General features: G+C 60.4%; 23 protein-coding genes. 12 read left to right on the forward strand and 11 right to left on the reverse strand.

Annotation, left to right across the window (positions count from 1 at the left end):
- Positions 1-121 precede the first annotated feature (121 nt).
- Positions 122-1,486, reverse strand: a complete 1,365-nt coding sequence (gene eat, locus ACI2KB_RS27355) for an ethanolamine permease (RefSeq protein WP_404639918.1) — start codon at positions 1,484-1,486, stop codon at positions 122-124.
- Between the two features lie 360 nt (positions 1,487-1,846).
- Between eat and pyrF the strand changes: the two genes are divergently transcribed.
- Positions 1,847-2,545: an orotidine-5'-phosphate decarboxylase gene (gene pyrF, locus ACI2KB_RS27360; protein WP_404639994.1), complete on the forward strand. Its 699-nt coding sequence runs from the start codon at positions 1,847-1,849 to the stop codon at positions 2,543-2,545.
- A 74-nt stretch (positions 2,546-2,619) separates the two neighbouring features.
- On the opposite strand, the gene ACI2KB_RS27365 is transcribed toward pyrF, so the two are convergent.
- Positions 2,620-3,708, reverse strand: coding sequence for a glycerophosphodiester phosphodiesterase (locus tag ACI2KB_RS27365; protein WP_404639920.1), 1,089 nt, complete (start codon positions 3,706-3,708; stop codon positions 2,620-2,622).
- A gap of 343 nt (positions 3,709-4,051) precedes the next feature.
- Here ACI2KB_RS27365 and ACI2KB_RS27370 point away from each other — a divergent pair, with 343 nt between their 5' ends.
- The 5 genes from ACI2KB_RS27370 to ACI2KB_RS27390 all read left to right on the forward strand — a co-directional run bounded on the left by ACI2KB_RS27370 (position 4,052) and on the right by ACI2KB_RS27390 (position 9,375).
- On the forward strand, positions 4,052-5,410 hold the full coding sequence (locus tag ACI2KB_RS27370) for a diguanylate cyclase domain-containing protein (RefSeq protein WP_404639922.1): 1,359 nt from the start codon (positions 4,052-4,054) through the stop codon (positions 5,408-5,410).
- Between the two features lie 100 nt (positions 5,411-5,510).
- Positions 5,511-6,446 carry a 2-hydroxyacid dehydrogenase gene (locus tag ACI2KB_RS27375; protein ID WP_404639996.1) on the forward strand — a complete coding sequence of 312 codons (936 nt, stop codon included), beginning with the start codon at positions 5,511-5,513 and terminating at the stop codon, positions 6,444-6,446.
- Positions 6,447-6,599: 153 nt separating this feature from the next.
- The gene (locus ACI2KB_RS27380; RefSeq protein ID WP_404639924.1) at positions 6,600-7,364 is read left to right on the forward strand and encodes an SDR family oxidoreductase; all 765 of its coding nucleotides are present in this window, start codon (positions 6,600-6,602) and stop codon (positions 7,362-7,364) included.
- Between the two features lie 332 nt (positions 7,365-7,696).
- Positions 7,697-8,386 carry a fumarylacetoacetate hydrolase family protein gene (locus ACI2KB_RS27385; protein WP_404639926.1) on the forward strand — a complete coding sequence of 230 codons (690 nt, stop codon included), beginning with the start codon at positions 7,697-7,699 and terminating at the stop codon, positions 8,384-8,386.
- Positions 8,387-8,469: 83 nt separating this feature from the next.
- Positions 8,470-9,375 carry an AraC family transcriptional regulator gene (locus ACI2KB_RS27390; RefSeq protein ID WP_404639928.1) on the forward strand — a complete coding sequence of 302 codons (906 nt, stop codon included), beginning with the start codon at positions 8,470-8,472 and terminating at the stop codon, positions 9,373-9,375.
- Positions 9,376-9,512: 137 nt separating this feature from the next.
- Here ACI2KB_RS27390 and ACI2KB_RS27395 read toward each other — a convergent pair whose 3' ends face one another.
- Positions 9,513-10,421 carry a LysR family transcriptional regulator gene (locus tag ACI2KB_RS27395; protein ID WP_404639930.1) on the reverse strand — a complete coding sequence of 303 codons (909 nt, stop codon included), beginning with the start codon at positions 10,419-10,421 and terminating at the stop codon, positions 9,513-9,515.
- A gap of 60 nt (positions 10,422-10,481) precedes the next feature.
- Here ACI2KB_RS27395 and ACI2KB_RS27400 point away from each other — a divergent pair, with 60 nt between their 5' ends.
- Positions 10,482-11,192: a CTP synthase gene (locus ACI2KB_RS27400; RefSeq protein ID WP_404639932.1), complete on the forward strand. Its 711-nt coding sequence runs from the start codon at positions 10,482-10,484 to the stop codon at positions 11,190-11,192.
- Between the two features lie 5 nt (positions 11,193-11,197).
- On the forward strand, positions 11,198-11,524 hold the full coding sequence (locus ACI2KB_RS27405) for an antibiotic biosynthesis monooxygenase family protein (RefSeq protein ID WP_404639934.1): 327 nt from the start codon (positions 11,198-11,200) through the stop codon (positions 11,522-11,524).
- A gap of 117 nt (positions 11,525-11,641) precedes the next feature.
- Here the strand turns inward: ACI2KB_RS27405 and ACI2KB_RS27410 are convergent, their stop codons facing one another.
- The 4 genes from ACI2KB_RS27410 to ACI2KB_RS27425 all read right to left on the reverse strand — a co-directional run bounded on the left by ACI2KB_RS27410 (position 11,642) and on the right by ACI2KB_RS27425 (position 15,980).
- Positions 11,642-12,550 (reverse strand): DMT family transporter, encoded by a 909-nt coding sequence (locus ACI2KB_RS27410; RefSeq protein ID WP_404639936.1) that lies wholly within the window; start codon positions 12,548-12,550, stop codon positions 11,642-11,644.
- A 328-nt stretch (positions 12,551-12,878) separates the two neighbouring features.
- Positions 12,879-14,297, reverse strand: coding sequence for a short-chain fatty acid transporter (locus ACI2KB_RS27415; protein ID WP_404639938.1), 1,419 nt, complete (start codon positions 14,295-14,297; stop codon positions 12,879-12,881).
- Positions 14,298-14,570: 273 nt separating this feature from the next.
- Positions 14,571-15,227, reverse strand: coding sequence for a CoA transferase subunit B (locus ACI2KB_RS27420; RefSeq protein WP_404639940.1), 657 nt, complete (start codon positions 15,225-15,227; stop codon positions 14,571-14,573).
- A gap of 51 nt (positions 15,228-15,278) precedes the next feature.
- Positions 15,279-15,980, reverse strand: coding sequence for a CoA transferase subunit A (locus ACI2KB_RS27425; protein ID WP_404639942.1), 702 nt, complete (start codon positions 15,978-15,980; stop codon positions 15,279-15,281).
- Between the two features lie 132 nt (positions 15,981-16,112).
- On the opposite strand from ACI2KB_RS27425, the gene ACI2KB_RS27430 reads away from it, so the two are divergent.
- The 4 genes from ACI2KB_RS27430 to ACI2KB_RS27445 all read left to right on the forward strand — a co-directional run bounded on the left by ACI2KB_RS27430 (position 16,113) and on the right by ACI2KB_RS27445 (position 19,987).
- Positions 16,113-17,012 (forward strand): LysR family transcriptional regulator, encoded by a 900-nt coding sequence (locus tag ACI2KB_RS27430; protein ID WP_404639944.1) that lies wholly within the window; start codon positions 16,113-16,115, stop codon positions 17,010-17,012.
- Positions 17,013-17,315: 303 nt separating this feature from the next.
- Positions 17,316-18,686 (forward strand): gluconate:H+ symporter, encoded by a 1,371-nt coding sequence (locus ACI2KB_RS27435; protein ID WP_404639946.1) that lies wholly within the window; start codon positions 17,316-17,318, stop codon positions 18,684-18,686.
- A gap of 265 nt (positions 18,687-18,951) precedes the next feature.
- Positions 18,952-19,227: a hypothetical protein gene (locus ACI2KB_RS27440; RefSeq protein ID WP_404639948.1), complete on the forward strand. Its 276-nt coding sequence runs from the start codon at positions 18,952-18,954 to the stop codon at positions 19,225-19,227.
- Positions 19,228-19,381: 154 nt separating this feature from the next.
- Complete coding sequence (locus tag ACI2KB_RS27445; RefSeq protein ID WP_404639998.1) at positions 19,382-19,987, forward strand: LysE family translocator; 606 nt, start codon at positions 19,382-19,384, stop codon at positions 19,985-19,987.
- Between the two features lie 5 nt (positions 19,988-19,992).
- Here ACI2KB_RS27445 and ACI2KB_RS27450 read toward each other — a convergent pair whose 3' ends face one another.
- The 4 genes from ACI2KB_RS27450 to ssuE form a co-directional block, all read right to left on the reverse strand.
- Entirely contained in the window at positions 19,993-21,381 is a 1,389-nt protein-coding gene (locus ACI2KB_RS27450; protein WP_404639950.1) for a heavy metal sensor histidine kinase, read from the reverse strand.
- On the reverse strand, positions 21,378-22,052 hold the full coding sequence (locus ACI2KB_RS27455) for a heavy metal response regulator transcription factor (RefSeq protein ID WP_404639952.1): 675 nt from the start codon (positions 22,050-22,052) through the stop codon (positions 21,378-21,380). The genes ACI2KB_RS27450 and ACI2KB_RS27455 overlap by 4 nt, the downstream gene beginning before the upstream one ends.
- Before the next feature lie 75 nt (positions 22,053-22,127).
- Positions 22,128-22,814 carry an alpha/beta hydrolase gene (locus ACI2KB_RS27460; RefSeq protein WP_404640000.1) on the reverse strand — a complete coding sequence of 229 codons (687 nt, stop codon included), beginning with the start codon at positions 22,812-22,814 and terminating at the stop codon, positions 22,128-22,130.
- 187 nt (positions 22,815-23,001) lie between these two features.
- Positions 23,002-23,586 (reverse strand): NADPH-dependent FMN reductase, encoded by a 585-nt coding sequence (gene ssuE / locus ACI2KB_RS27465; protein WP_404639954.1) that lies wholly within the window; start codon positions 23,584-23,586, stop codon positions 23,002-23,004.
- Positions 23,587-23,677 lie beyond the last annotated feature (91 nt).

Genomic DNA, 23,677 nt, shown 5'->3' on the forward strand with positions numbered 1-23,677 from the left:
ACGGGCTCCCACAGGTATGGCGTCGAATAAAGGCTTGGGTCTGGCGCGGTCAATGTGGGAGCCGCCTTGGTGGCGAATGCGGTTGACCCGCCAACATAGAATCTCCCACATAGCGCTTCTTCTAAACCCCCGTCAACATCGAATCGGCAGGCGCCGCCGAGCGCGCATGGCCGGTTACGCCGAAATACACGAAACCTACGGCCATGAACGCCAGGAAAATCAGCCCGATCAGCGCGTTGAACCAGGCCATGGCAATCAGGCAGACCACCGCCAGCAGCAGCGCGATGCCCGGCACGATGGGGTAGCCCGGCGCGCGGAACGTACGCTCCAGCAGCGGCTCGGTCTTGCGCAGTTTGAACAGGCTCAACATGCTCATGATGTACATGACGATCGCGCCAAATACCGCCATGGTAATCATCGCCGCAGTGAGGGTCATGCCACTGAGGTTGATCAGCCCGTCACTGTAAATCGCCGCGATACCGATCACGCCCCCGGCAATGATCGCGCGATGAGGCGTTTGAAAGCGCGACAGTTTGGCCAGCGAAGCAGGCAGATAACCGGCGCGGGCGAGGGCGAAGAATTGCCGCGAATAGCCCAGAATGATGCCATGGAAACTGGCCACCAACCCGAACAGGCCGATCCACACCAGCATGTGCAGCCAGCCGGAGCTTTCGCCGACCACCGCTTTCATGGCCTGAGGCAGCGGATCATTGATGTTCGACAGGGCTTTCCAGTCGCCCACACCACCGGCGAAAAACATCACGCCCATCGCCAGCAACACCAGGGTGATGATGCCGCTGATGTAGGCTTTCGGAATGGTGCGCTTGGGATCTTTCGCTTCTTCGGCGGCCATGGCGGCGCCTTCGATGGCGAGGAAGAACCAGATGGCGAAGGGGATCGCTGCAAACATCCCGGCAATCGCCGGAGCGCCAAAACTGTCAGACCCGGCCCAGCCATTCAGCGCGAAGTTGCTGAAACTGAAGGCTGGAGCCACGACGCCCATGAACACCAGCAGTTCCAGAACGGCCAGCACGCAGACCACCAATTCGAACGTGGCCGCCAGTTTGACCCCGAGGATGTTGAGGATCATGAAAACGATATAAGCGCCGACGGCTGCATGCTTGGGGTCCAGCGCCGGAAATTGCACGTTGAGGTAAGCACCGATGGCCAGCGCGATGGCGGGCGGGGCGAAGACGAACTCGATCAGCGTCGCGAGGCCTGCGATCAACCCGCCTTTCTCACCAAAGGCTCGGCGGCTGTAGGCAAACGGACCGCCCGCGTGGGGAATGGCAGTGGTCAGCTCGGTAAAACTGAAGATGAAACAGGTGTACATGGCCGCGACCATCAGCGACGTGAGTAGAAAACCCAGCGTCCCGGCCACACCCCAGCCGTAGCTCCAGCCGAAATACTCACCGGAGATCACCAGCCCCACAGCGATCCCCCACAAATGCAGCGTGCCCAGTGTGGGCTTCAGTTGCGTATTCATGCGTCACTCCCTGGATTGATTGGCTCATCGGAAGAGAGTGCGTTGCAGTGGTCATGCCAGTAGTGTGCAAATATGTCGCAATGTTTCGAAAAGGGTCGTATACAGGATGCTAGTTCGGCGATCAGGCCTTGATCGTGCGCGATAAGTGGGCGTTCGTTGCTCTCTGTGGGAGCGAATTCATTCGCGATGAGGTCGGTATAGACACTGCATCTCCATCGTCTGGACCTCCGTCATCGCGAATGAATTCGCTCCCACAGGGTGAACCGCGATGCTGGGTCACACTTTACGATCACCGGGTCCCGCGCAGCGGCAGGTTCCGCTACAATGCGCGCCGATTTCGACTTGCCAGAGAACCCGCTCATGTCCGCTTGCCAGACCCCCATCATTGTTGCCCTGGATTTCCCGACCCGCGAAGCGGCGTTGAAACTGGCGGATCAGCTCGACCCGAAACTGTGTCGGGTCAAGGTGGGCAAGGAATTGTTCACCAGCAGCGCATCGGGCATCGTCGAAACCTTGAACGACAAGGGTTTCGAAGTGTTCCTGGACCTGAAATTCCATGACATCCCCAACACCACGGCGATGGCGGTCAAGGCCGCTGCCGAGATGGGCGTGTGGATGGTCAACGTGCACTGCTCCGGCGGCCTGCGAATGATGGAAGCCTGCCGCAATGTGCTGGAGCAGCGCAGTGGCGCCAAGCCTCTGTTGATCGGCGTGACCGTGCTGACCAGCATGGAGCGTGAAGACCTGGCGGCCATCGGTCTGGACATCGAGCCACAGGAGCAAGTGCTGCGTCTGGCGGCATTGGCGCAAAAGGCCGGGATGGACGGCCTGGTGTGCTCGGCACTCGAAGCTCAGGCCCTGAAGGCGGCCCATCCTTCGCTGCAACTGGTGACGCCAGGTATTCGCCCTGCGGGCAGTGCCCAGGACGATCAGCGCCGCATTCTGACACCGCGTCAGGCGCTGGATGCCGGTTCCGATTATCTGGTGATTGGTCGCCCGATCAGCCAGGCGGCGGATCCGGCCCAAGCGTTGGCGGCAGTGGTGGCCGAGTTGGCGTAAAAGCGTTAACACGGTGTGTGGGAGCCAGCAAGCCGGCTCCCACAGTTCTACATCCCCCCTCGCGACTTATGGGTTCAATACCCGATCCGCTTCAGAATCGACTCCATACTCTCCTTCGACGGTCGACCATAGAACTTCAGCAGTTCCGACGCCCGGTTGGTGAAGAAACCGTCGACCCCGCGCGCGCTGATGGCCTTGAAGTCCACCGCATCGTCCACGGTGTAGGGATGGATGACCAGGCCGCGATCATGGGCCATTTTGTTCATCCACGGCTGCACCAGATCCATGTAGCTCTGATCACCGCCGTCTTTCAGCGCCGCCGCAGGTCCCGTGCCGATGGCGCCGTGGGCCTTGGCCCAGTCCATCCATGCGGCGAACTCTTCCTTCGATTTCACTTCCTGTGTGGCATAGAACGCTGCTTTGTCCTTCGCGCCGGAGTCCTTGAACGTCTTGTCGGAGGCGGCCTGAATGTAGCCGTCACCCAGCCACAGCAACAGCACCTTTGGCGTGTTCGGCATGGCTTTCTGCAATAACTCAAGGCTCGGCTTTTCGAACGTCTGCAGCACCACGCGGCCCGGTGTGTGGGCCACATTGACGTAGCCCTTCTCGGCGGCCGGGCGCTGGCTCAGCCAGCCGCGCTGCTCCAGCTTTTTCTTCAAATCGTCTTCGATGCCTGGAAACTGCGCGGGGACTTTGGTCTCGATGTACAGCCCCGGTTTGTTCTTGCCGCCCTCGGCGATGTCGATCACCTCATCCAGCGTCAGAATTTTCAGTCCGGCGTAACCGGTACGGGCGCGATCCGGATGGGCCTTGTTGAACCAGGACCCGGCGTCCAGACGCTTGAGCTCTTCGAGGGTGAAGCTGCTGACCGGGTTCTTCGCACGGTCAGGATAGACCTCGGCGATGTTGGTGGTGCGCTCCAGCGTGTCGTCATGCAGTGCGATCAGCACGCCATCTTTGGTGCGCTGGATGTCCATTTCCAGATAGTCGGCACCCAATTCGCGAGCCAGGGTGTAGGAGGGGATGGTTTCTTCCGGGGCATTGAACGACGCACCCCGGTGGGCGATCACCGCAGGCCACGGGATACCGGCCTTGGCTGCCAACGCCTTGCCTGGCTCACTGGCCGCCATGGCGGGGACCGAAGACAACAGAACAGCGCTCATTGCACTGGCCAACGCTGTTCTGCAACGCAATGATCTGGAGATTCCTCTAAGCATTGATAACGTTCCTTGATAAGCATGATTCATTCATGAAGCGGCGAGAAACCGCTGCGCGTTTCTGCCTGCCAGGCAGCGCTGTGTGTCCGGGCGCATCCGTCAGACCATAAACAGCTATCTTCAGTGCGGGCAACCGATGTGTCGCGACTGGAAAAAACCTGTCGTTATGAACGCCGGTCGCATGGCCGAACGTCACGGCTTTGTGCACTATGGCGGCCCGTGTTGCGCTTTTTCATGACGGTCAGCTGTCAGGTGCGTGAACGTTCTTTTTGCAGGTGGCTTTTATCGTATGGAAACAAACACTTACGCTGCATTGGTGGGATTTGTCGACATGCTGCTGGATGCCATCTGCGTGGTCGATGCAGAGGGTCGCTACGTGTTCGTCAGTGCGGCGGCGGAGCGGATTTTCGGCTATCTGCCCCATGAACTCATCGGTCGCAAGATGATCGAGCTGGTTCATCCCGATGATCGCGAACGCACATTGGCCGAGGCCCGCGACATCATGGCCGGGCAGCCCAACGTAGGTTTCGAGAACCGTTACGTCCGCAAAGATGGCCGTGTGGTGCACATCATGTGGTCGGCGCGCTGGTCGGAAGTGGACAACCTGCGCATCGCTGTGGCCCGGGACATCACCGAGCGCAAGCGTGCCGAGTCGATGCGCGCTGCGTTGTTTCGCATCTCCGAAGCCGCTCACACGGCCAGTGATCTCTCGGCGTTGTTCAAAGACATGCACAGCGTGATCGGTGATTTGCTGCCTGCGCGCAGTTTCTTCGTCGCCCTGCGTGACAAATACAGCGGGCTGCTGAATTTTACCTACCACGTCGACGCCCTCGACCCGACCTTGCAACAGCCGATGGCCAACGCGCTGGCGACCGAAGTGGTGGGGCAGGGGCGCTCCCTGTTACTGGCCCCTGAACATGGCCAACAGGACACGCCACACTGTGCGCCTGACTACTTGCGCGCTCTGCTGGGCGCCGACGGTCTGTCCTGGCTGGCGGCACCGCTGGAAACCCAGCATGGCATCATTGGCGCGCTGCTGGTCAAGAGCCACCCTGATTGCCCGCACTACGACGAACGCGACAAGGATCTGCTGCAATTCGTCTCGACCCAGGTCGCTGCTGCCATTGAACGCAAACAACTGTATGACCGCCTCAAAAGCATGGCCCAGTACGACCAGTTGACCCAGATTCCCAACCGTATGCTGCTTCAGGAGCGATTGCAGCAATCCCTGGAGCGCGCCAAAAACAGCAAGGGCCGCCTGGCGCTGCTCTATCTGGACCTGGACAAATTCAAGCTGGTCAACGATACCCTCGGCCATGCCGCTGGGGACTTGCTGCTTCAGGAGGTCGCGCATCGACTCAAACAGTGCGTGCGCGAAACCGACACCGTGGCGCGCATCGGGGGCGACGAATTCGTGGTCTTGCTGGACCGGGTCAATAGTCGGGACGATGCAGGCAAAGTCGCCGAGAAAATCTGCAAGGTGCTCAATGTGCCGATGGTGCTCAAAGGGCACGACTGGCAGATCCTGCCGAGCATCGGCATTGCCAACTATCCGGAAAATGCGACTGATCTGGCGCAACTGTTCCGGCATGCCGATGATGCGATGTACAGCGCGAAGAAGAATGGGGGGAATCGATTCGAGGGGTAAGAGGGCACGGGCATCTACCGTGTTGAACGTAATTTCCCTGCACAACCGCTCTGACTCGCGCTACTGTCTGTCCCATCGAAAATGACCCGACGGTGTGATGATGACGAAGACGGTGCTGGTGCTGGTCGAGAGCGTGAACGAGTATTTGCCGATTCTGGAGCAGAGCGGGTTTCGCTTGATTCTGGCGCCGACCCCGGCCACGCGGGCTGAGGCGGTGGCCACTCGGGGCGATGAGATCGATGCAGTGCTGACCCGTGGGCCGTTGGGGTTTACCGCAGATGAGATGGCGGCGTTGCCGAAGCTGGGGATCATTTGTGTGATCGGTGCGGGTTACGAGCAAGTCGATCTGCCCGCTGCTGAAGCACGGGGCATTACCGTGACCAACGGCGCCGGGGTTAATGCGCCGACGGTGGCCGATCATGCCATGTCGTTACTGTTGTCGCTGGTGCGCGACATTCCCCTGGCCGATGCGTCGGCGCGGCGCAGCGAATGGCGCAAGGTGACGCGTCCGTCGTTTACCCACAAGCGGTTGGGGATTCTTGGGCTGGGCGCGGTGGGGCTGGCGATTGCCAAGCGTGCGCAGGGTTTTGACATGCAGATCAGTTATCACAACCGTTCACCACGCGCCGATGTGGACTTTCATTACTGCGATTCGCCACGGGCGCTGGCCGCAGAGTGTGACTTCCTGATCATCGCGACCCCTGGCGGCGGTGGCACACAGCATTTGATCGACAAGTCAGCCATCGAAGCGTTGGGTGCAGACGGGTTTCTCATCAACATTGCCCGCGCCAGCGTGGTTGACACCGAGGCGCTGGTCGATGCGTTGCAGCACGGGCGTCTGGCCGGAGCCGGGCTGGACGTGTTCGATGATGAGCCTCACATCCCTGACAGCCTGAAAACCCTGCACAACGTGGTGTTGACGCCCCATGTGGCGGGCCTTTCGCCAGAAGCTTCACGTGACACAGTGCAGATGGTGGCCAACAACCTGCTGGCGTTTTATGCGGGCAAACCGGTGTTGACCCCGGTGCACAGTTAACTTGAGCTCCACCTGTCTGTAGGGGTGAGCTTGCTGGCGATCCAGTCTTCAGGCCATTGCATGGGTGACTGATCGGACCTCGATCGCGAGCAAGCTCACGCCTACAGGTTCGCTCGGATGTATTCCTAATCCATTAACAAAAAGGAGTTCTCCATGTCTTTATCGCCTGCCTTGAAAGTCGCGCTGGTCACCGGCGCAGGAAGCGGCATTGGCCGCGCCGTCGCACTGCAATTGCTCGAAGACGGCTACGCCGTGGTGCTTGCCGGGCGTCGGCTGGAACCCTTGGTTGAATTGGCCGAACAAGCCAAGGCGGCGGGGCAGCAGGCGTTGGCCGTCTCTACCGATGTGCGTGACGCGGCCAGTGTCGAAGCGCTGTTCGCGACCATCGAAAACACCTTTGGACGATTGGACGTGTCGTTCAATAACGCCGGAATCGGCGCTCCGGCGGTGCCGATGGACGAATTGTCGGTCGAGCAGTGGAAAAACGTGATCGATACCAACGTCACCGGCATGTTCCTCTGCGTGCGCGGGGCGTTCGGCCTGATGCGTCGGCAAATGCCGCAGGGCGGGCGGATCATCAACAACGGCTCGATTTCGGCCCACACGCCGCGCCTGTTCAGCTCCCCCTACACCTCCAGCAAACACGCGGTGCTGGGCCTGACCAAAAGCACCTCGCTGGACGGCCGTCAGTACAACATCGCCTGCGGCCAGATCGACATCGGCAACGCGCTGACCGAAATGACCGACCGCATGACCAAGGGCGTATTGCAGCCCAATGGCGAGCTGCAAGTGGAGCCGACCATGAATGTGCAGCACGTGGCCGACGCGGTGAGTTACATGGCCAGCCTGCCGCTGTCGGCGAACGTGCTGAACATGACGGTGATGGCCAACAGCATGCCGTTTGTGGGGCGTGGGTAAGCTCCTTGGAACGCGCGGTCAGTCAGCCAGTTTTGGTGCCTGCCCCGACGCATTCGCCACCAAGGCGGCTCCCACAATGATTGCGTCGGACTGAGAACATCAGAGTTGCCGCAAAATCTGTGGGATCCGGCTGGCTGGCGAATACGATACCTCAGTCACCTCATCCCTAGCTGACCCACCGCTTTCACAACAAGTCAGCTCTCACAAGTGCTGTGTTCACCTGCAGCTCCGTTGCTCCGTCCATAACCTGCGGGGATCTGTCCAACTGCGCCTGCTGCCAAGTCCTCACACTGCTTTCATGTCAATCAACCTTCAAAAGAGAGGACATGACCATGAGCGAATTCGTCATTGCACCCATCGCCACGCCATCGCTGGCGGTGGCTGGAACGTCTGCGCGCTTTCCCATCCGTCGCGTGTTCTGCGTCGGTCGCAACTATTCCGAACACGCCCGTGAAATGGGCCACGACCCCGATCGCGAGCCGCCGTTCTTCTTCGCCAAACCCGCCGATGCCGTGGTGCCTGCCGAAGGCACGATCCCGTATCCGCCGCTGACTCAGGACTTGCACCACGAAATCGAGCTGGTGGTGGCCATCGGCAAGGATGGCGTGAACATCAACCCGCAAGACGCGTTGAGCCACGTCTGGGGCTACGGCGTCGGCCTGGACCTGACCCGTCGCGATTTGCAGGCGCAAGCCAAGAAGATGGGCCGCCCATGGGAGTGGGCCAAGGCATTCGACGCCTCGGCACCCGCCACCGCCCTGTTGCCGGTGAGCAAAGTGGGCCACCCGGACAGCGGATCGATCTGGCTGGACGTCAACGACGAATCCCGCCAGCGCGGCGATCTGGCGGACCAGATCTGGGCCGTCAAGGATGTGATTGCCTACCTGTCGCAATCGGTGGGCGTGAAAGCTGGTGACCTGATCTACACCGGCACCCCAGCGGGCGTGGGCGCGCTGCAACGGGGGGATGTGGTCACGGCGGGCATCGAAGGGCTTGCTGAGTTGACCGTCACGATCGGCTGACACACCTGACAATCTTTTGGTCGAACGGCTGTCGTTGCCCTAAGATGCGGCCGTCCGACCGAGAGTTTGCAGGTGTTTCAGCGATGGCCAATACCTCCCGCATCCAGACCTATGGCATGCAGCAACGCAGCGACCGTATGGATTTCTACATCCGTGACAAGTCCGCTCGCCCGGCCCTGACCTCGCCCCATCGACACGAATATTTCCAGATCCAGATCAACCTGGGGGGCGACACCGTGCAGCACATCGGTGGTGCGATCCGGCCCTTTCCGCGCAACACGTTGGCGTTCATCCTGCCCCATCGCCTGCACGTCATTCCTCACCCGGAAGACGGCAATTTCGTGCTGATCAACTTCTCTCAGGATTTTCTGTTGCAGCACCTGCAATGCGACCCGATGGACCTGGAGGACGTACCGCTGAACGAGGCGCCTGAGTTGGCGCCGTTTCGCTTTCAGGAACATCTGGATTTCATCCTCGACGACGCCCGTTTTGCCGAGATCACGGCATTGCTCGGTCAGATGCGCGAAGTGGATCAAACCCGGCAATTGGGTTCGGCGTCGATGTTGCGGGGGTATCTGCTGCAACTGATTGGTCAGGTCTGCAATCAGTTCGAGCCCGAGTTACGCGCGCTGTCGGCAAGCAAGGCAGAGCGCCGAGGGCGGCGGGATGCGATGGCGCGGGTGATGGATTACATTCGCGAGCATATTGCCGATCCGGCCCTGACCTTGACCGATGCGGCAGCGGCAGCGTTCCTCTCGCCCAACTACCTGACGCACCTGTTGCGCAAAGAGACGGGCAGTACGTTTTCCGAGCTGGTTCTTGAGCGGCGCATGCGCCTGGCGCGCACGTATTTGATGAACAGCAGCAAACCCCTAAGCCACATTGCCCAGATCTGCGGGTTTGCCGATGAAGCGTACTTTTCGCGACGTTTTCGCAAGGCCAATGGCATGCCACCGGGGCAGTTTCGTCGTGAGCAGCGGGGTGGGTGAGAGCGCTGGTCTCTGTGGGAGCGAATTCATTCGCGATGAGGTCCGTGCAAACGCTGCATCTCCATCGTCTGGGCCTCCGTCATCGCGAATGAATTCGCCCCCACAGGGTGCTCGCGGTGTCAGGCATATCGATGCCTTCAGGCCCATTTGAGTGTTTGGGTCAGCTCACTGAACAACGCCGACACCGAACGCAGCGCCCGGCAATCCGGTCGAGTCAGCAGCCACAGTGCGGTGTCGTAGCCTTCAAGCGGGTCCCCAAGTCGCTGCAAATCTCCCTCATGCAGCATGAAGTCCGGCAGCGCGGCCACGCCCATTCCGGCCCTCACCAATTGCGCAACCGCCAGCATTGAACTGCACCGGTAGGCCAGGTTCACGCCCGGCAGTTGCTGGCGACGCCAGGTCACAGTCGGGTGGTCAGGGAGAAAATCGTCCGGCGCAATCCAGTCCATGGCGCTCAAATCGGTCGGTTCGTGTCGTTGCAGGTAGGACGCGTTGGCGCAGACCTGATACGAAACAGTCCCCAGACGCGTACCCACCAGATGCTCCGGCGGGGCATTGGTCAGGCGCAGCGCGATATCGGCGTCGCGGCGGCTGAGGTTGGCGAAGGTGCTGGACGTGTTGAGTTCCAGCTTGAGGCCTGGATAGTCGGGCATGAAGCGGGTGAGGGCGGGCAGTAGCAGGCTTTGGAGGACGGCTTCGGTGCAGGTCAGACGTACTGTGCCGCTGACAATGTGCTGGCCTTGTTCAAGGCTGATCTGCGCCAGACTCAAGGCGTGTTCGGCGCTTTCTGCCTGCTGTGCCAACAGAATCGCTGCGCTGGTGGGGTGATACCCTGAGCGGCTCTTATCGAACAGTGCCGTGCCCACGGACGCTTCCAGCCGACGCACTGCTCGAAACACCGTCGAGACGTCGACTTTGAGTCGTTCAGCCGCCTTGGGCAACGTCTTGCCGCGCACCAGCGCGAGGATCAACGTGAGGTCGGCATGACTGATTCGATATTGCATGGCTGCATTGATCCTTTGCGTTAATGCCAATTTTGATTGCATCACGGCAAGCTTATAGTCATCCCCAGACCGATCGCAAAGCGTTTGAAACAGGGAGCAGGCATGAAGCAGAAACAGGTGATCCGTATCGCGCTGGTGGGTGATTACGATGAAAGCGTCCCCGCCCATCAGGCCATTCCCGTGGCGCTGGACCGAGTGGCAGGGGAGACCGGCATCGTCGTCGAGGGCCTCTGGGTGCCGACGACAGAGGTGGGACAGGGCGCTGAATTGGAGGCGTTCGATGGGGTTTGGTGTGTCCCGGCCAGCCCCTATCGCGACATGGACGGTGCGCTGACGGCGATTCGTTTTGCTCGGGAAAGGCAAATGCCGTTTTTGGGCACTTGCGGGGGCTTTCAGCATGCGCTGCTGGAATATGCGCGCAATCATCTCGACTGGACCGATGCCGAGCATGCCGAAACGGCGCCGGATTCCGATCAGGCGATCATCACGCCCCTCAGTTGCTCACTGGTCGAGGCGTTCGCGCCGATTCGCCTGGTGGCCGGCTCGCGTATCGCCAAGGCCTATGGGGCTGAGGAAACCCACGAGCGTTATCGCTGCCGCTACGGCTTGCGCAAGGAACTGGAAGCGCAGGTTTTCGCCGGACCTCTGAAGGTTTCAGGCTATGACCACGACGAGGAAATTCGCGCGATGGAACTGGAGGGACATCCGTTCTTCGTCGCCACTCTGTTTCAACCCGAACGCGCCGCACTGCAAGGCCGTACTCCGCCGCTGGTGAAAGCCTTCGTGCTGGCCTGCGCGGCAAGCGGAGGCTGATCGCGATGATGACCGATACCTTTGCGGTGCCATATTACGCGGTGGTCTTTACGTCGACTCGCACAAACGAGGACGACGAGGGTTATGCGCACGCCGCGCAACGAATGCTTGCCCTGGTGCGCCAGCAGCCCGGATTTTTGGGTGTGGAATCAGCAAGAGGGGCGGGTGGCGTGGGCATCACCGTTTCGTATTGGCGCGACGAAGCGGCGATTCTGGCCTGGAAAGAACACCCGGAGCATCGGGAAATCCGCGAACGCGGGAGGTCGACCTGGTATCGCCGCTGCACCACGCGGGTGACGCGGGTCGAGCGTGATTACGCCTATTCGCAGTGATGCAGCAGACGTTGTGGGAGCCGGCTTGCTGGCGAAGGTGGTGGATCAGTAATGGCAACGTTAACTGTCACACCGCCTTCGCCAGCAAGCCGGCTCCCACAGGTTATGTGATGTTCCTCAGCTTTGCGGTGCGACCCGCTGCGCCGCGATCTTTCGGCCACTTTGCAGCACGAATACTCCACCGAGGATCGCGGCAATCGCCACCACGTCCAGCACATGAGCGGGTTCGCCTGCCACGAAAATGCCGATCAGCAGGGCGATCACTGGCGGAATGTAGGTGGCCGACGCTGCGATCACCGCGCCCAGCCGTTCGACGATGAAGTAATACAGGATGTACGCCACGCCCGTACCCGACAGCCCCAGACCGAGCGAAACGCCGATCATGGCTTTCGGGCTTTCACTGATGTGTTCGATGCCGGTGCGGTCGGTGACGGCGAACAGGATCAGCATGGCGATGCCGATCTGATAGGTGCACAGCGCCACCGCTGAAATGTTCAGTCCGGTCAGGAAGCGTTTGGCGTAGACGAACGAGCAGCCGATGCTCAGCGAGCCGAGCATCATGTACATCACACCCTTCGCTGAAATGGCGGCATCGCCACTGGCCCAGGGCCGCGCGATCAGCAGCACCCCGATGAAGCCCATCAACACGCCCAGGGTCATGCGGGCATTGAGTTTTTCCTCTCGCAGAAACAGAAATGCACAACCAAAGGTAAACAGCGGAATCACGCCGCTGAGCAGGCCCGCGACGCTGGACAGCAGCAACGTCGTGCCTTGGGCGTAGAGGTAGTAATAGACCGCCGTCGCCAGCAGGGCCATGACCAGAAAATGATGGGCGTGGCGCAGGTGCTTCCAGCTCAGGGCGCGGGTGGCGAGGGCGTAGATCAGGATCGGCAGGAAACCGAACACCGAGCGCACCAGCACGATTTGCGCCGGGGAAATCCATTCCAACGCCCACTTCATGAACATGAAGTTGGTGCCCCAAATCAGCCCCAGGAGGGCGAAGGCAAAGTAGGCGATGTTTTTCATGGGGACTGCCGGGTGGTCGATGAGGGGCAGCGATTGTGCGGGGTTATGTGGTTCGATACAAATTATCGTCAACCAGCCGACACGGCACTGTGGCGCGCCGAATGATTCCGGCCGGATGCGACGCTTGTGGGAGCCGACTTGCTGGCGAAGGCGAAGGGTCAGTAATCGAAACGTTGACTGACACACCGCCTTCGCCAGCAAGCCGGCTCCCACTGAATCAGCGTCGATCACAAATCCATGATTCGACATGCAACCTGTGGGAGCCGCCTTGGTGGCTAAAGGGGTTGATTAGTCAACATAGAATCCCCCACAGGTTATGTGGAGACCCTTACGGCATCACTGGCGGGATATACGCCAGCGTAGTCCCCAACGCCCACAGCAGGAACAGCACCAACGGCGTGTGCACCAGCAATTGCACGAAGGAGAAGCCAATCAAATCCCGCGCCTTCAGGCCCAGCACGCCGAGCAGCGGCAGCATGTAGAACGGGTTGATCAGGTTCGGCAGCGCTTCGGCCGCGTTGTAGATCTGCACCGCCCAGCCCAGGTGGTACTTCAGGTCGTTGGCCACTTGCATCACGTACGGCGCTTCGATGATCCACTTGCCGCCACCGGACGGAATGAAGAAGCCCAGGACTGCCGAGTACACGCCCATCAGCAGGGCATAGGTGTCGTGAGACGCGATGCTGGTGAAGAACGTCGAAATATGGTGCGCGACAGTCTGTGCATCGCCGCCTTTGACGGTGGTCAGCAGCGCGGCAATCGAACCGTACAGCGGGAACTGAATCAGCACGCCCGTGGTGGTCGGCACGGCGCGAGCCACGGCATCGAGGAAGCTGCGTGGACGCCAGTGCAGCAGGGCGCCGACCATGATGAACAGGAAGTTGTAGGTGTTCAGGCCCGAAATCGCGGTGATCGCAGGCTTGGTGGTGAACTCGTTGTACAGCCAGCCGGACGCTAGCACTACCATCAGAATGATCAGCAGTGGGCTGTATTCCAGCCATTCGCCCGGGCGGGTGCGGGCAGGCAGCGGTGGCAGGCTGAATGCCGGGTCGACGCCGCATTCCTTGGCGTCACGGGCGTTGGCCGGGCCAGGGGCGGTGGCGTAGGCGACGATGATCGAAATCACCACCAGCGCCAGCAGCATGATGCCCGATTGCCAGAGGAAGATGGTCTGAGTGAACGGGATCATCCCGGTAATCGCCAGAATCGACGGCGGCAGGCTGGCCGGGTTGGCTTGCAGTTGCGCAGCCGACGACGACAAGCCCAGTGCCCAGACAGCGCCCAGACCCAGATAGGCGGCTGCACCGGCAGCGCGGTAGTCCATTTTCAGATCGGTACGACGGGCCAGTGCACGCACCAGCAAGCCGCCGAATACCAGCGACAGGCCCCAGTTGAGCAGCGAGGCGACCATGGAAATCAGCGCGACCCAGGCCACGGCGGAGCGACCGTTTTTTGGAATCCGGGCCAGACGGTCGATCAGTTTGACGGCGGGTGGCGAGCTGGCGACGACGTAGCCGCCGATGACCACGAAGGCCATTTGCATGGTGAAGGGAATCAGGCTCCAGAAGCCGTCACCAAAGGCCTTGGCGGTGTCGGCGGGTTTTGCGCCAATGGCCAGCGTGGCGAGGGTGACGATCACCACGGCGAGGGCGGCGAACACCCAGGAGTCAGGGAACCAGCGCTCGGCCCACTTGGCGCAGCGCAGAGCAAATCGGGCGGAGCGGCTTTCTTCGAGATCGGCGGCCACGTGTGTTACCTCTTGGAGTTATTTTTGGATGCTATTGGCATAGCTGTTTTTAGTGTTGGCAGTGACGCAAGAAAAGGTGCAGCGCTAGATACGGCAAAGCCCCTTCATTGCTGAAAGGGCAAAGTGGCATAGCGATGTGACATCAGATGTGACACTTGGCTTCTGGCCGAAGGCCGTGGGAGCCGGCTTGCTGGCGAATGCGGTGGGTCATTCACAGTTGTGTTGTCTGACACGCCGTATTCGCCAGCAAGCCGGCTCCCACAGGTGTCGCAATCAGAACGTCATCTCAACCACATCATCCGGCACGATCAATTTACCGGCGGTTTTGGCGACGATCTCTTCGACGCTCACGCCCGGCGCGGTTTCGCGCAGGATGAAGGCGCCGTTTTCGATTTCCAGGTAAGCCAGGTCGGTCAAAACTTTCTTGATGCAACCGGCGCCGGTCAGCGGCAGGCTGCAACGCGACAGCAGTTTGGACTCGCCGTCCTTGGAGGCGTGGGTCATGGTTACGATGATGTTGTCGGCGCCGGCCACCAGGTCCATCGCGCCGCCCATGCCTTTGACCAGCTTGCCGGGGATCATCCACGAGGCGATGTTGCCGTTGACGTCGACTTCGAAGGCGCCCAGTACGGTCAGGTCCACATGGCCGCCACGGATCATGGCGAAGGATTCGGCGGAGGAGAAGATCGAAGCGCCCACGCGGGCTGTCACGGTCTGCTTACCGGCGTTGATCATGTCGGCGTCGATGGTCTCTTCGGTCGGAAAGGCGCCCATGCCAAGCAGGCCGTTTTCCGATTGCAGCATCACGTCGATGCCTTCAGGAACGTAGTTGGCGACCAGGGTCGGAATGCCGATGCCCAAGTTCACGTAAAAGCCGTCTTGCAGTTCGCGCGCCACGCGCTGTGCCATTTGTTCGCGGGAGAGTGCCATGGTTCGGGTCCTTTTATTGTGTTCGGTGGCCCATGCTCTGATGGGGACAGATCAGGCTTTTCTGACGGTGCGCTGCTCGATGCGCTTCTCGAAAGTGCCCTGAATCACGCGGTCCACATAAATGCCCGGCGTGTGGATTTCGGTCGGCAGCAGTACGCCTGGCTCGACGATTTCCTCGACTTCGACCACGGTGATCTTGCCCGCCGTGGCGGCAACCGGGTTGAAGTTCTGCGCGGTGTGGCGATAGACCACGTTACCGAAGTGGTCGGCTTTCCAGCCCTTGATGATCGCGAAGTCGCCGGTAATGGCTTCTTCCAGAATCACGTTGCGGCCTTTGAACTGGCGAGTTTCCTTGCCTTCGGCAACCGGAGTGCCGTAGCCAGTGGCGGTGTAGAAGGCGGGGATACCGGCACCGCCTGCGCGCATTTTCTCGGCGAGGGTGCCTTGGGGAGTGAGTTCGACTTCCAGTTGGCCGTTGAGCAACTGCTCTTCGAACAGTTTGTTCTCGCCGACGTAGGAAGCGATCATTTTGCGGATCTGCCGGTCTTCCAGCAGGATGCCCAGACCGAAGCCATCGACGCCGCAGTTGTTGGACACAACCGTCAGGCCTTTCACACCCATGCGCTTGATCTGCGCGATGAGGTTTTCCGGGATACCGCACAGGCCGAAACCACCGGCCAGTACTGTCATGTTGTCAGTCAGCCCGGCGAGGGCTTCTTCGTAGGTTGCGACGCGTTTGTCGAGTCCGGCCATGGTGCTTGGTCCCCGCTTCGTTGTAGTTGTGTCCGACAATCGCCTTGCCGGAGGGCGTTGGTCTCATCTTCCTCCCGCGTCAGTGATTTGTTAATTTTGTTTTTTTCATGAATTGATAAGTTAAATAAATCAATGAACGTCAAGCAGCTTCGCGCGTTTCTAGCAGTGGCCCAATGCCTAAGCTTCGCTCAAGCGGGGGAACGGCTGCACCTGTCGCAACCGGCGTTGAGCCTGACCATCAAAGCGTTGGAGGACGATCTGGGGGGGCAACTGCTGACGCGCACAACGCGCACCGTCAGCCTGACCCCGGAAGGCGAAGCGTTGCTGCCCCTGGCGCGACAGTTGCTGGCGGACTGGGACAACGCTGAAGAAGTCCTGCGCCAGCGCTTTACCTTGCAAATGGGCAAGGTGTCGATCGCAGCGATGCCGTCGTTTGCCGGAAGCCTGTTGCCGGTGGCGCTCAAGGTGTTTCGCGAGCGCTATCCCCGCGTGAACGTGGCGGTTCACGACGTGATCAACGAGCAGGTGCTGGAGATGGTCGATCATCGGCGCGTCGAGCTGGGCATCGGGTTTGAGCCTGAATCGAGGAACAGCATGACCTTCACTCCGTTTTACCTGGACCGCTTTGTCGCGGTGGTGCCCTCGAATTCACCCTTGGCCGGGCGCGGCGTGGTGAGCTGGGACGAACTGCTGCACCACGATTTCATTACCTTGCAACGGCCTTCGGCAGTGCGTCTGTTGCTGGAGCAGGACTTGCAAACTCAACACGGCAAGTTGTCTGTGGCCTTCGAAAGTCATCAGTTGTCAACGGTGGGAAGAATGGTCGCCAACGGCCTGGGCGTCAGTGCCGTGCCGTCCCTGTGCATTCAGCAAATGGAAGAATTGGGCGCTCGTTGCGTGGCGCTGGAAGGCCCGCGTATCGAGCGGCGGATCGGGTTGATGACCTTGGCCGATCACAAATTGTCGGCAGCGGCGCAGGCGTTGCGGGATGTGTTGATTGAGTGTGCACAACCCGCTTTGGAGGCTGACTGAGATCCCCTCTGTGGGAGCGAATTCATTCGCGATGCGTTAGTACACCCGCCAGAAATGTGTCGGACGTACCGTCGCATCGCGGATGAATCCGCTCCCACAGGCTTCGGCGCTCATCCAGTCATTTGTGAGAAACGGACTTTTTTTGAAATTCATTTAGATGAATGAATGAATGGCACGCCGTTTCGGCCACTTCCTGCGAAAAAAATCACTGCGACGTCTTGCCGCATCCGGTATCGTTCGGCCGTCTGAAACAAATTGTTGCAGACATACCTTCAATAAGAATCGAACGATAAGGGGTTCCGCGTGGATCTGTCGTCTGCTGCGTGGGTGTTTCACGACACCCGCCTGATCATCTGCTGTCTGGTCGCCATTGCCACGATTATCGTGCTGATCAGCGCCACCAAACTTCCACCGTTTCTGTCGATTCTGGTGGGCACTTTCATCGCAGGGATAGGTGCGGGGCTGCCAGCGGAGGCGGTTGCAAAAGCGTTCAGCAAGGGCGCTGGCGGGATTCTTGGCGAGGCCGGGATCATCATCGCGTTGGGTGCGATGCTCGGCGCGTTGATGGCTGAATCGGGCGCGGCGGACCGCATTGCCTCGACGCTGCTCGGGCTGGGCAAAGGCAAGACCTTGCCGTGGGTCATGGCGTTGGTGGCGATGGTCATCGGCTTGCCGCTGTTCTTCGAAGTGGGCCTGGTGATGATGGTGCCGATCATCTTCGTGATGGCACGTCAGTCCAATCTGCCGCTGCTGAAAATCGCCATTCCGGCATTGGCAGGCATGACCACCTTGCACGCCCTGATGCCACCGCACCCCGGTCCACTGATCGCCGTCAGCGCGTTGCACGCCGACCTGGGGCTGACCATGTTGCTGGGTTTCTGCATCGCGGTGCCTGCGGTGATTCTGGCAGGTCCCCTGTATGGCAACTGGCTCTCCAAGCGCTTGCACGTTGAAGAGCCTGCTGAATTGGGCGAGCTGTTTTCGGCCAAGTCGAAAGTCGCGCGCCAGCCGGGCTTCGGCATTTCGCTGTTGATCATCTTGTTGCCAGTGATCCTGATGCTGGGCAGCACCCTGGCCAAAGTCGCCATGGAGCCGGAAAGCGGCATCGCGCTGACCTTGAAGTTCCTCGGTGAGCCGCTGGTGGCACTGGGCATTGCCGTGCTGGCCGCGACGGTATGCCTGGGTTGGGCCAACGGCATTTCCCGCGAGCACGTGGGGGCAACCTTGCGTAAAAGCCTGGCGCCGATTGCGGTGCTCCTGCTGACCATCGGTGCCGGTGGCGGCCTGAAACAGACCTTGCTGGATGCCGGTGTCAGCCAGACCATCAGTAAAGCCGCCGAAGGCGCGCACATGCCGTATCTGCTGCTGGCGTGGTTGATTGCCGTGGCGCTTCGCCAGGCCACCGGATCGGCTACCGTCGCCACCACCACGACCGCAGGCATTCTTGCGCCGATGATGGCGGGGCTGGCACCGATCGAGGCATCGCTGGTGGCGTTAGTGATTGGTGCCGGTTCGGTGTTCTTCTGCCACGTCAACGACGCGGGCTTCTGGATGGTGCGCGAATATTTCGGCCTCCAACTCAAGCAGACGATCTGGGTGTGGTCGGTGTTGCAAACCATCGTCTCGGTGGTCGGCCTGATCGGCACCTCGTTGTTGTGGCATTGGTTGGTTTAACCGCTTTCGAGTGACACAGAGATTACTGTGGGAGCGAGTTTGCTCACGAATGCTGCGTTACAGGCACAAGAGATGTTGTGGCTGGACTGTCCTCTTCGTGAGCAAGCTCACTCCCACAGATTCTGCAGCGTCTCCTCTTTTACCGGTGTGCTCAGGCATCGGTTCTGAAAACCCGATAGCGACTATCAAGACGACTGATTTCTGCTGAAAAGCCCCGGCGCGTAGCCTTGGCTTCATTCCAGAAACGAGCCGAATGGAGGCTCCCATGAATCGTCTTCTCGCCCTCGCCATGTTGCTTTCAGTCGCTGTTCTTTCCGGCTGTGCCGCTGGCAATCATCCTGAATTGCGCCCTTACACCGCTGAAGAAACCCACCAGTTGGCCCTTGAAGACCTGAACCGTCGCGGCCTGTCCTACGACGAATATCAGGCTCGCAAAGCGCAACTGATGGCTGAGCCGCAACTGCAACAAGCCCACGAATTCGACACCCGCGGCGAAGTGAACGCCGACATCAGTACCCCGTCGAAAGCGCGTCAGGGCTAAGCGCTCTGGCTCAAGGGTTTGAACGAACAGTTTCATCTGTTATGCAGGTTTGATGAAACTGTACGGGTAAAAGTCAGCCTCACTGTCCGTGTGTTTCACGCCGCGCTTTCGATAGCGTGAGCGCCAGAAATCAGAAAACACACCGTGGACCCGCATCATGCTGACTGCCGATTTGCTGCTCGCCTTTGTTCTGTTTGCCTTCGTGTCATCGATTACCCCAGGCCCCAACAACACCATGTTGTTGTCCTCGGGCGTGAACTTCGGTTTCAACCGCACCATTCCGCACATGCTCGGCGTGAGCTTCGGCTTTGCGCTGATGGTGCTCGCTGTCGGCTTTGGTCTGGGCGCTGTGTTCAAGGCGTATCCGGTGTTGTACACCGCGTTGCGCTATGCGGGGGCGGCGTATTTGCTCTATCTCGCGTACAAGATCGCCACCTCGGGTCCCGCCAGCGAGAGTGCTGAGCGCAGGGGCAAGCCCATGAGCTGCCTGAGCGCGGCGGCGTTTCAGTGGGTCAACCCGAAAGCCTGGGTGATGGCCGTTGGTGCCATCAGCACCTACACCCCCATGAATGGCTACTTCACTAACGTCGTGCTGATCGCGATGGTCTTCGGGATCGTCAACCTGCCCGCCGTGGGCATGTGGGCGGGCTTCGGCAGTCTGTTGCGTAATGTGCTGCGCGACCCGTTCTGGCTGCGGGTGTTCAACGGGATCATGGCGTTGCTGCTGGTGTTGTCGCTGTATCCGCTGTTGGAGCACTGATCGACTCAGGCATGGGGGAACCACAGGCTGAAGACGGTCACGCCCCCCTCGCTGGCGACCCGACATTGCCCCCCATGCAGTTTCATGATCGAGGCGACGATGGACAGCCCCAGCCCGCTGCGTTCAGAAGACTGTTGCCGCGAATGGTCCGCACGATAGAAGCGGTCGAATAATCGTTCGATCACTGCCGGGGCAATGGTCTCCCCCAGATTGCTGACCTGTACGATGCTGAAGTGCGCCTTTCGCTGTACCTCGACACGGATTTCGCTGCCCGTTTGGGCATGCCGCACGGCGTTGGACACCAGATTCGCCAATGCACGACGAAACAGGGTGACGTCCGCCCACAAGGTGCCGTCGCCGCTCCAGGTCAGGCGCACGCCGCGCTCTTCGGTCAGGTCCTCGAAATAACTGCCGATGCGCGCCAGCTCTTGCGCGACGTTGATGTCGCTTCGCTCGATGGCTTCTTCGGCGTGTTCGGTCCGGGCGAGAAACAGCATGCTGTCGATCATCTTTGAAAGCCGCTGTAGTTCCTCGTAATTGGAACCCAGCAAACGCTGGTAGTAGTCCATTTCCCGGGCTTTTCCCAACCCGACCTCGATCTGGCCCAGCAGGTTGCCGATGGGCGTGCGCAGGTCGTGGGCCATGTCGGCGCTGACCTGTCTGAGATCGATGAACCCTCGTTCGAGCCGGGCCAGCATGGCGTTGAACTGAGCGATGACGGCATCGAGTTCCTGCGGTGCGTTCTCTCGATCGATACGGCTGGACAGCGTGCCGATGCCAATGGTCGCAGTCTGTTCGGCCAGTCGACGCAGCGGCCGCATACTGCGTCGCGCCAGAACATACGCCAGCAGCGCGATCAGCACCGCCGTGACGCTGGACAGCGTGAGGATGTCGTTGCGATAACCCGCCAGAATCCGCGCCCGCTCGTTGAGCAGACGCCCGGAGGTGACTTTCAGCGGCGGCTGATTGCCTGTCGTTCGCACCTCGGCCGCCATGTAGATGAATGGCGTGCCGTCAGCGGCCTGGCCATGCTGAACCTGCTTCAGCGACAGCGGTGTGTCGGCATCAACGGCGTCGACCTGCGGCACATCGCGATTGCCGGGGTTGACCGCAATCAGCTCGGCGCCACCTTGGGTTTGCACGATCAGCAGGGATTCGGAGTTGCCCAGCATGTTGCCGAACAGGCGCGGTTTGTCGCGCACCATTTCCTGGGCGTCGCTGTCTTGCAGCAGATTGCGGATTTGATCGACCCGAGTGACCAGCGCGGCGTCGTCGCTCAGGGAAAGTTGCGCGCGCAGCCCGAAGTACAGCGCCGAGCCGAGAATGGCCATGGCGCCAAAAGCAAAAAACGCCAGCAACAGGGCCAGGCGCAGCGTCAGCGACAGCCGATTCATGCCTCGTACTCGAAGCGATAGCCCACGCCATGCACAGTGTGAATCAGCCGGGTGGGGAAGGGGTCGTCGAGCTTCTGGCGCAGGCGCCGGACAGCGACATCGACCACATTGGTGTCGCTGTCGAAATTCATGTCCCAGACCAGCGACGCCAGCAGACTGCGCGGCAGAACTTCATCGCGCCGTTGAATAAAGCACATCAGCAGGCTGAACTCCTTGTTGGTCAGGCTCAGACGTTGCCCGCCACGGGTCACTCGACGCTTGGCCACATCGACCTGCAAATCGCCGACCTCGATGGCGTCCACAGGGCGTTCTACGTGGCCTCGACGCAGGATGATGCGGATTCGCGCCAGCAGTTCGGCGAAGGAAAACGGCTTGACCAGGTATTCATCGGCACCCAGGCCCAACCCGCGCAAGCGGTCTTCCAGGGTGCCGCGGGCGCTGAGAAACAGCACCGGTGTTTGCTGGCGGCTGCCCAGTTTTTCCATCACCGTCCAGCCGTCCATCTCGGGCAGCATGACGTCCAGCAAAATGAGGTCGTAATGATTTTCACGGGCCATGTGCAGGCCGTCGATGCCATTGCTGGCGTGATCGACGACATACCCCGCTTCGGTCAGCCCCGCGCAGAGGTAGGAGGCGGTCTTGAGTTCGTCCTCGATGATCAGGATGTTCATAGGCGCGATGCACCAACCTCGTCAAGCGAGTGGAGGCCGGAGCGGGCGCCCCGGCCGATGGACTCAGTGTAACGATTAATGAGCGTCCGTCGCGTGGGTGGCCTGCACGATCAGGTCAGCGACTTTCTCAGGCTGGGAAATCAGCGACACATGGCTGGCGGCGAGCTCGATGGTATGGGCCTTCATGCGCTGGGCCATAAAGCGCTCAAGATCGGGGTTGATGGTGCGGTCGTCGGTCGACACCGCGTACCAGCTTGGCTTGTCGCGCCAGGCGGCCACGGTGGTCTTGGCGGTGGTCACCGCCTTGGCGACCGGCTGCTGAACGGCAAAGTAAGTGCGCGCTTCTTTTTCGGGCAGATCCCCTGCGAAGTCATGCACGAAAGCCTGTTCGGAGAGCAAACCGTAGCCATCACTGGACCATTGCAGGCCTGCGCCCGCCGGGGCCGCAGGGAATTTTTTGGTCAGGGCTGGATAGTCCTCGCCAACATCCGGTGCGCGGGCGGCGATGTACACCAGGCCTTTGACCTTGGGATCGTCACCGGCCTGGGTGATCACCATGCCCGCGTAGGAGTGGCCGACCAGAATCGTCGGGCCGTCCTGCATGGCCAGTGTGCGCTTGACCGCATCGACGTCGGCGTCCAGCGAGGTGGTCGGGTTTTGCACGGCAGTCACGTGCAGGCCCTTGGCTTGCAGCAGTGGGATCACCTTGGCCCAACTGGAGCCGTCGGCGTACAGGCCGTGGACCAGCACGACGTTCTTGATGTCACCCGCAGAAGCCGGCGCGGCCTGGGCTTGAGCGACCGCGAACAACGACAGGGCTGAGAAAGCGAGGGCAAGGGGAAGACGCATGTTCATGGTGACCACTCCGATCAGTTCTGTGAGTGGCCACTCTAGAAAGCCCGCTCCCTCAGGAGGGTGACGCAAGGATTACAAAAAACTGACAGGCGATTCACAGCGCCAGCTTCAAGTGCCCCCCGGCTTCCTTGTGCCGCGCGTTGGTCCGGTGTTGCAGGCCGAGGAAGAAATGATCCAGCCCGTCGTGCAGGCGCTGAGTCAGCAACTCATCCAGCTCACCGCCTAACGGACTGTCGTCGACGTAGCTGATCTGGCTGTCGATGGCGAACACGCCATGCAGCACTTCCTGGCACTTGAGCGCGGACAGCACGGGCTTCAGCGCATAGTCGACCGCGAGCATGTGAGCGATGCTGCCGCCGGTGGCCAGTGGCAGCACCACTTTGCCGTGCAGCGAGCGCTCGGGGAGCAAGTCCAGCAAGGTTTTCAAGGCACCGGAAAACGAGGCTTTATAGACCGGTGTGCCGATCAGCAAACCATCGGCCTTGGCCACCGCCTCGATGAAGGCGACGACTTCCGGGCTGTCGAAACGGGCGTACAACAAGTCTTCAGCGTTGAAATCCTGAATGCGCACGGTTTTTACACCGACACCATGATCGGCCAGCCACTGCGCCGCATGTTTGAGCAACACGCCCGAACGGGATCGGGTTGCAGGACTGCCTGAAATTGAAACCACCAGCATGTTCTGATTCCTTGGGGTCAGCGCGAAAATGATGGGCGTTTGGACCCTTTGGTGTTTCAAAGCAGCATGTGTGCCAGAGCGGTTGAGGCCA

This window comes from Pseudomonas sp. NPDC088444 (assembly GCF_044900175.1).
Classification (GTDB): Bacteria; Pseudomonadota; Gammaproteobacteria; order Pseudomonadales; family Pseudomonadaceae; genus Aquipseudomonas.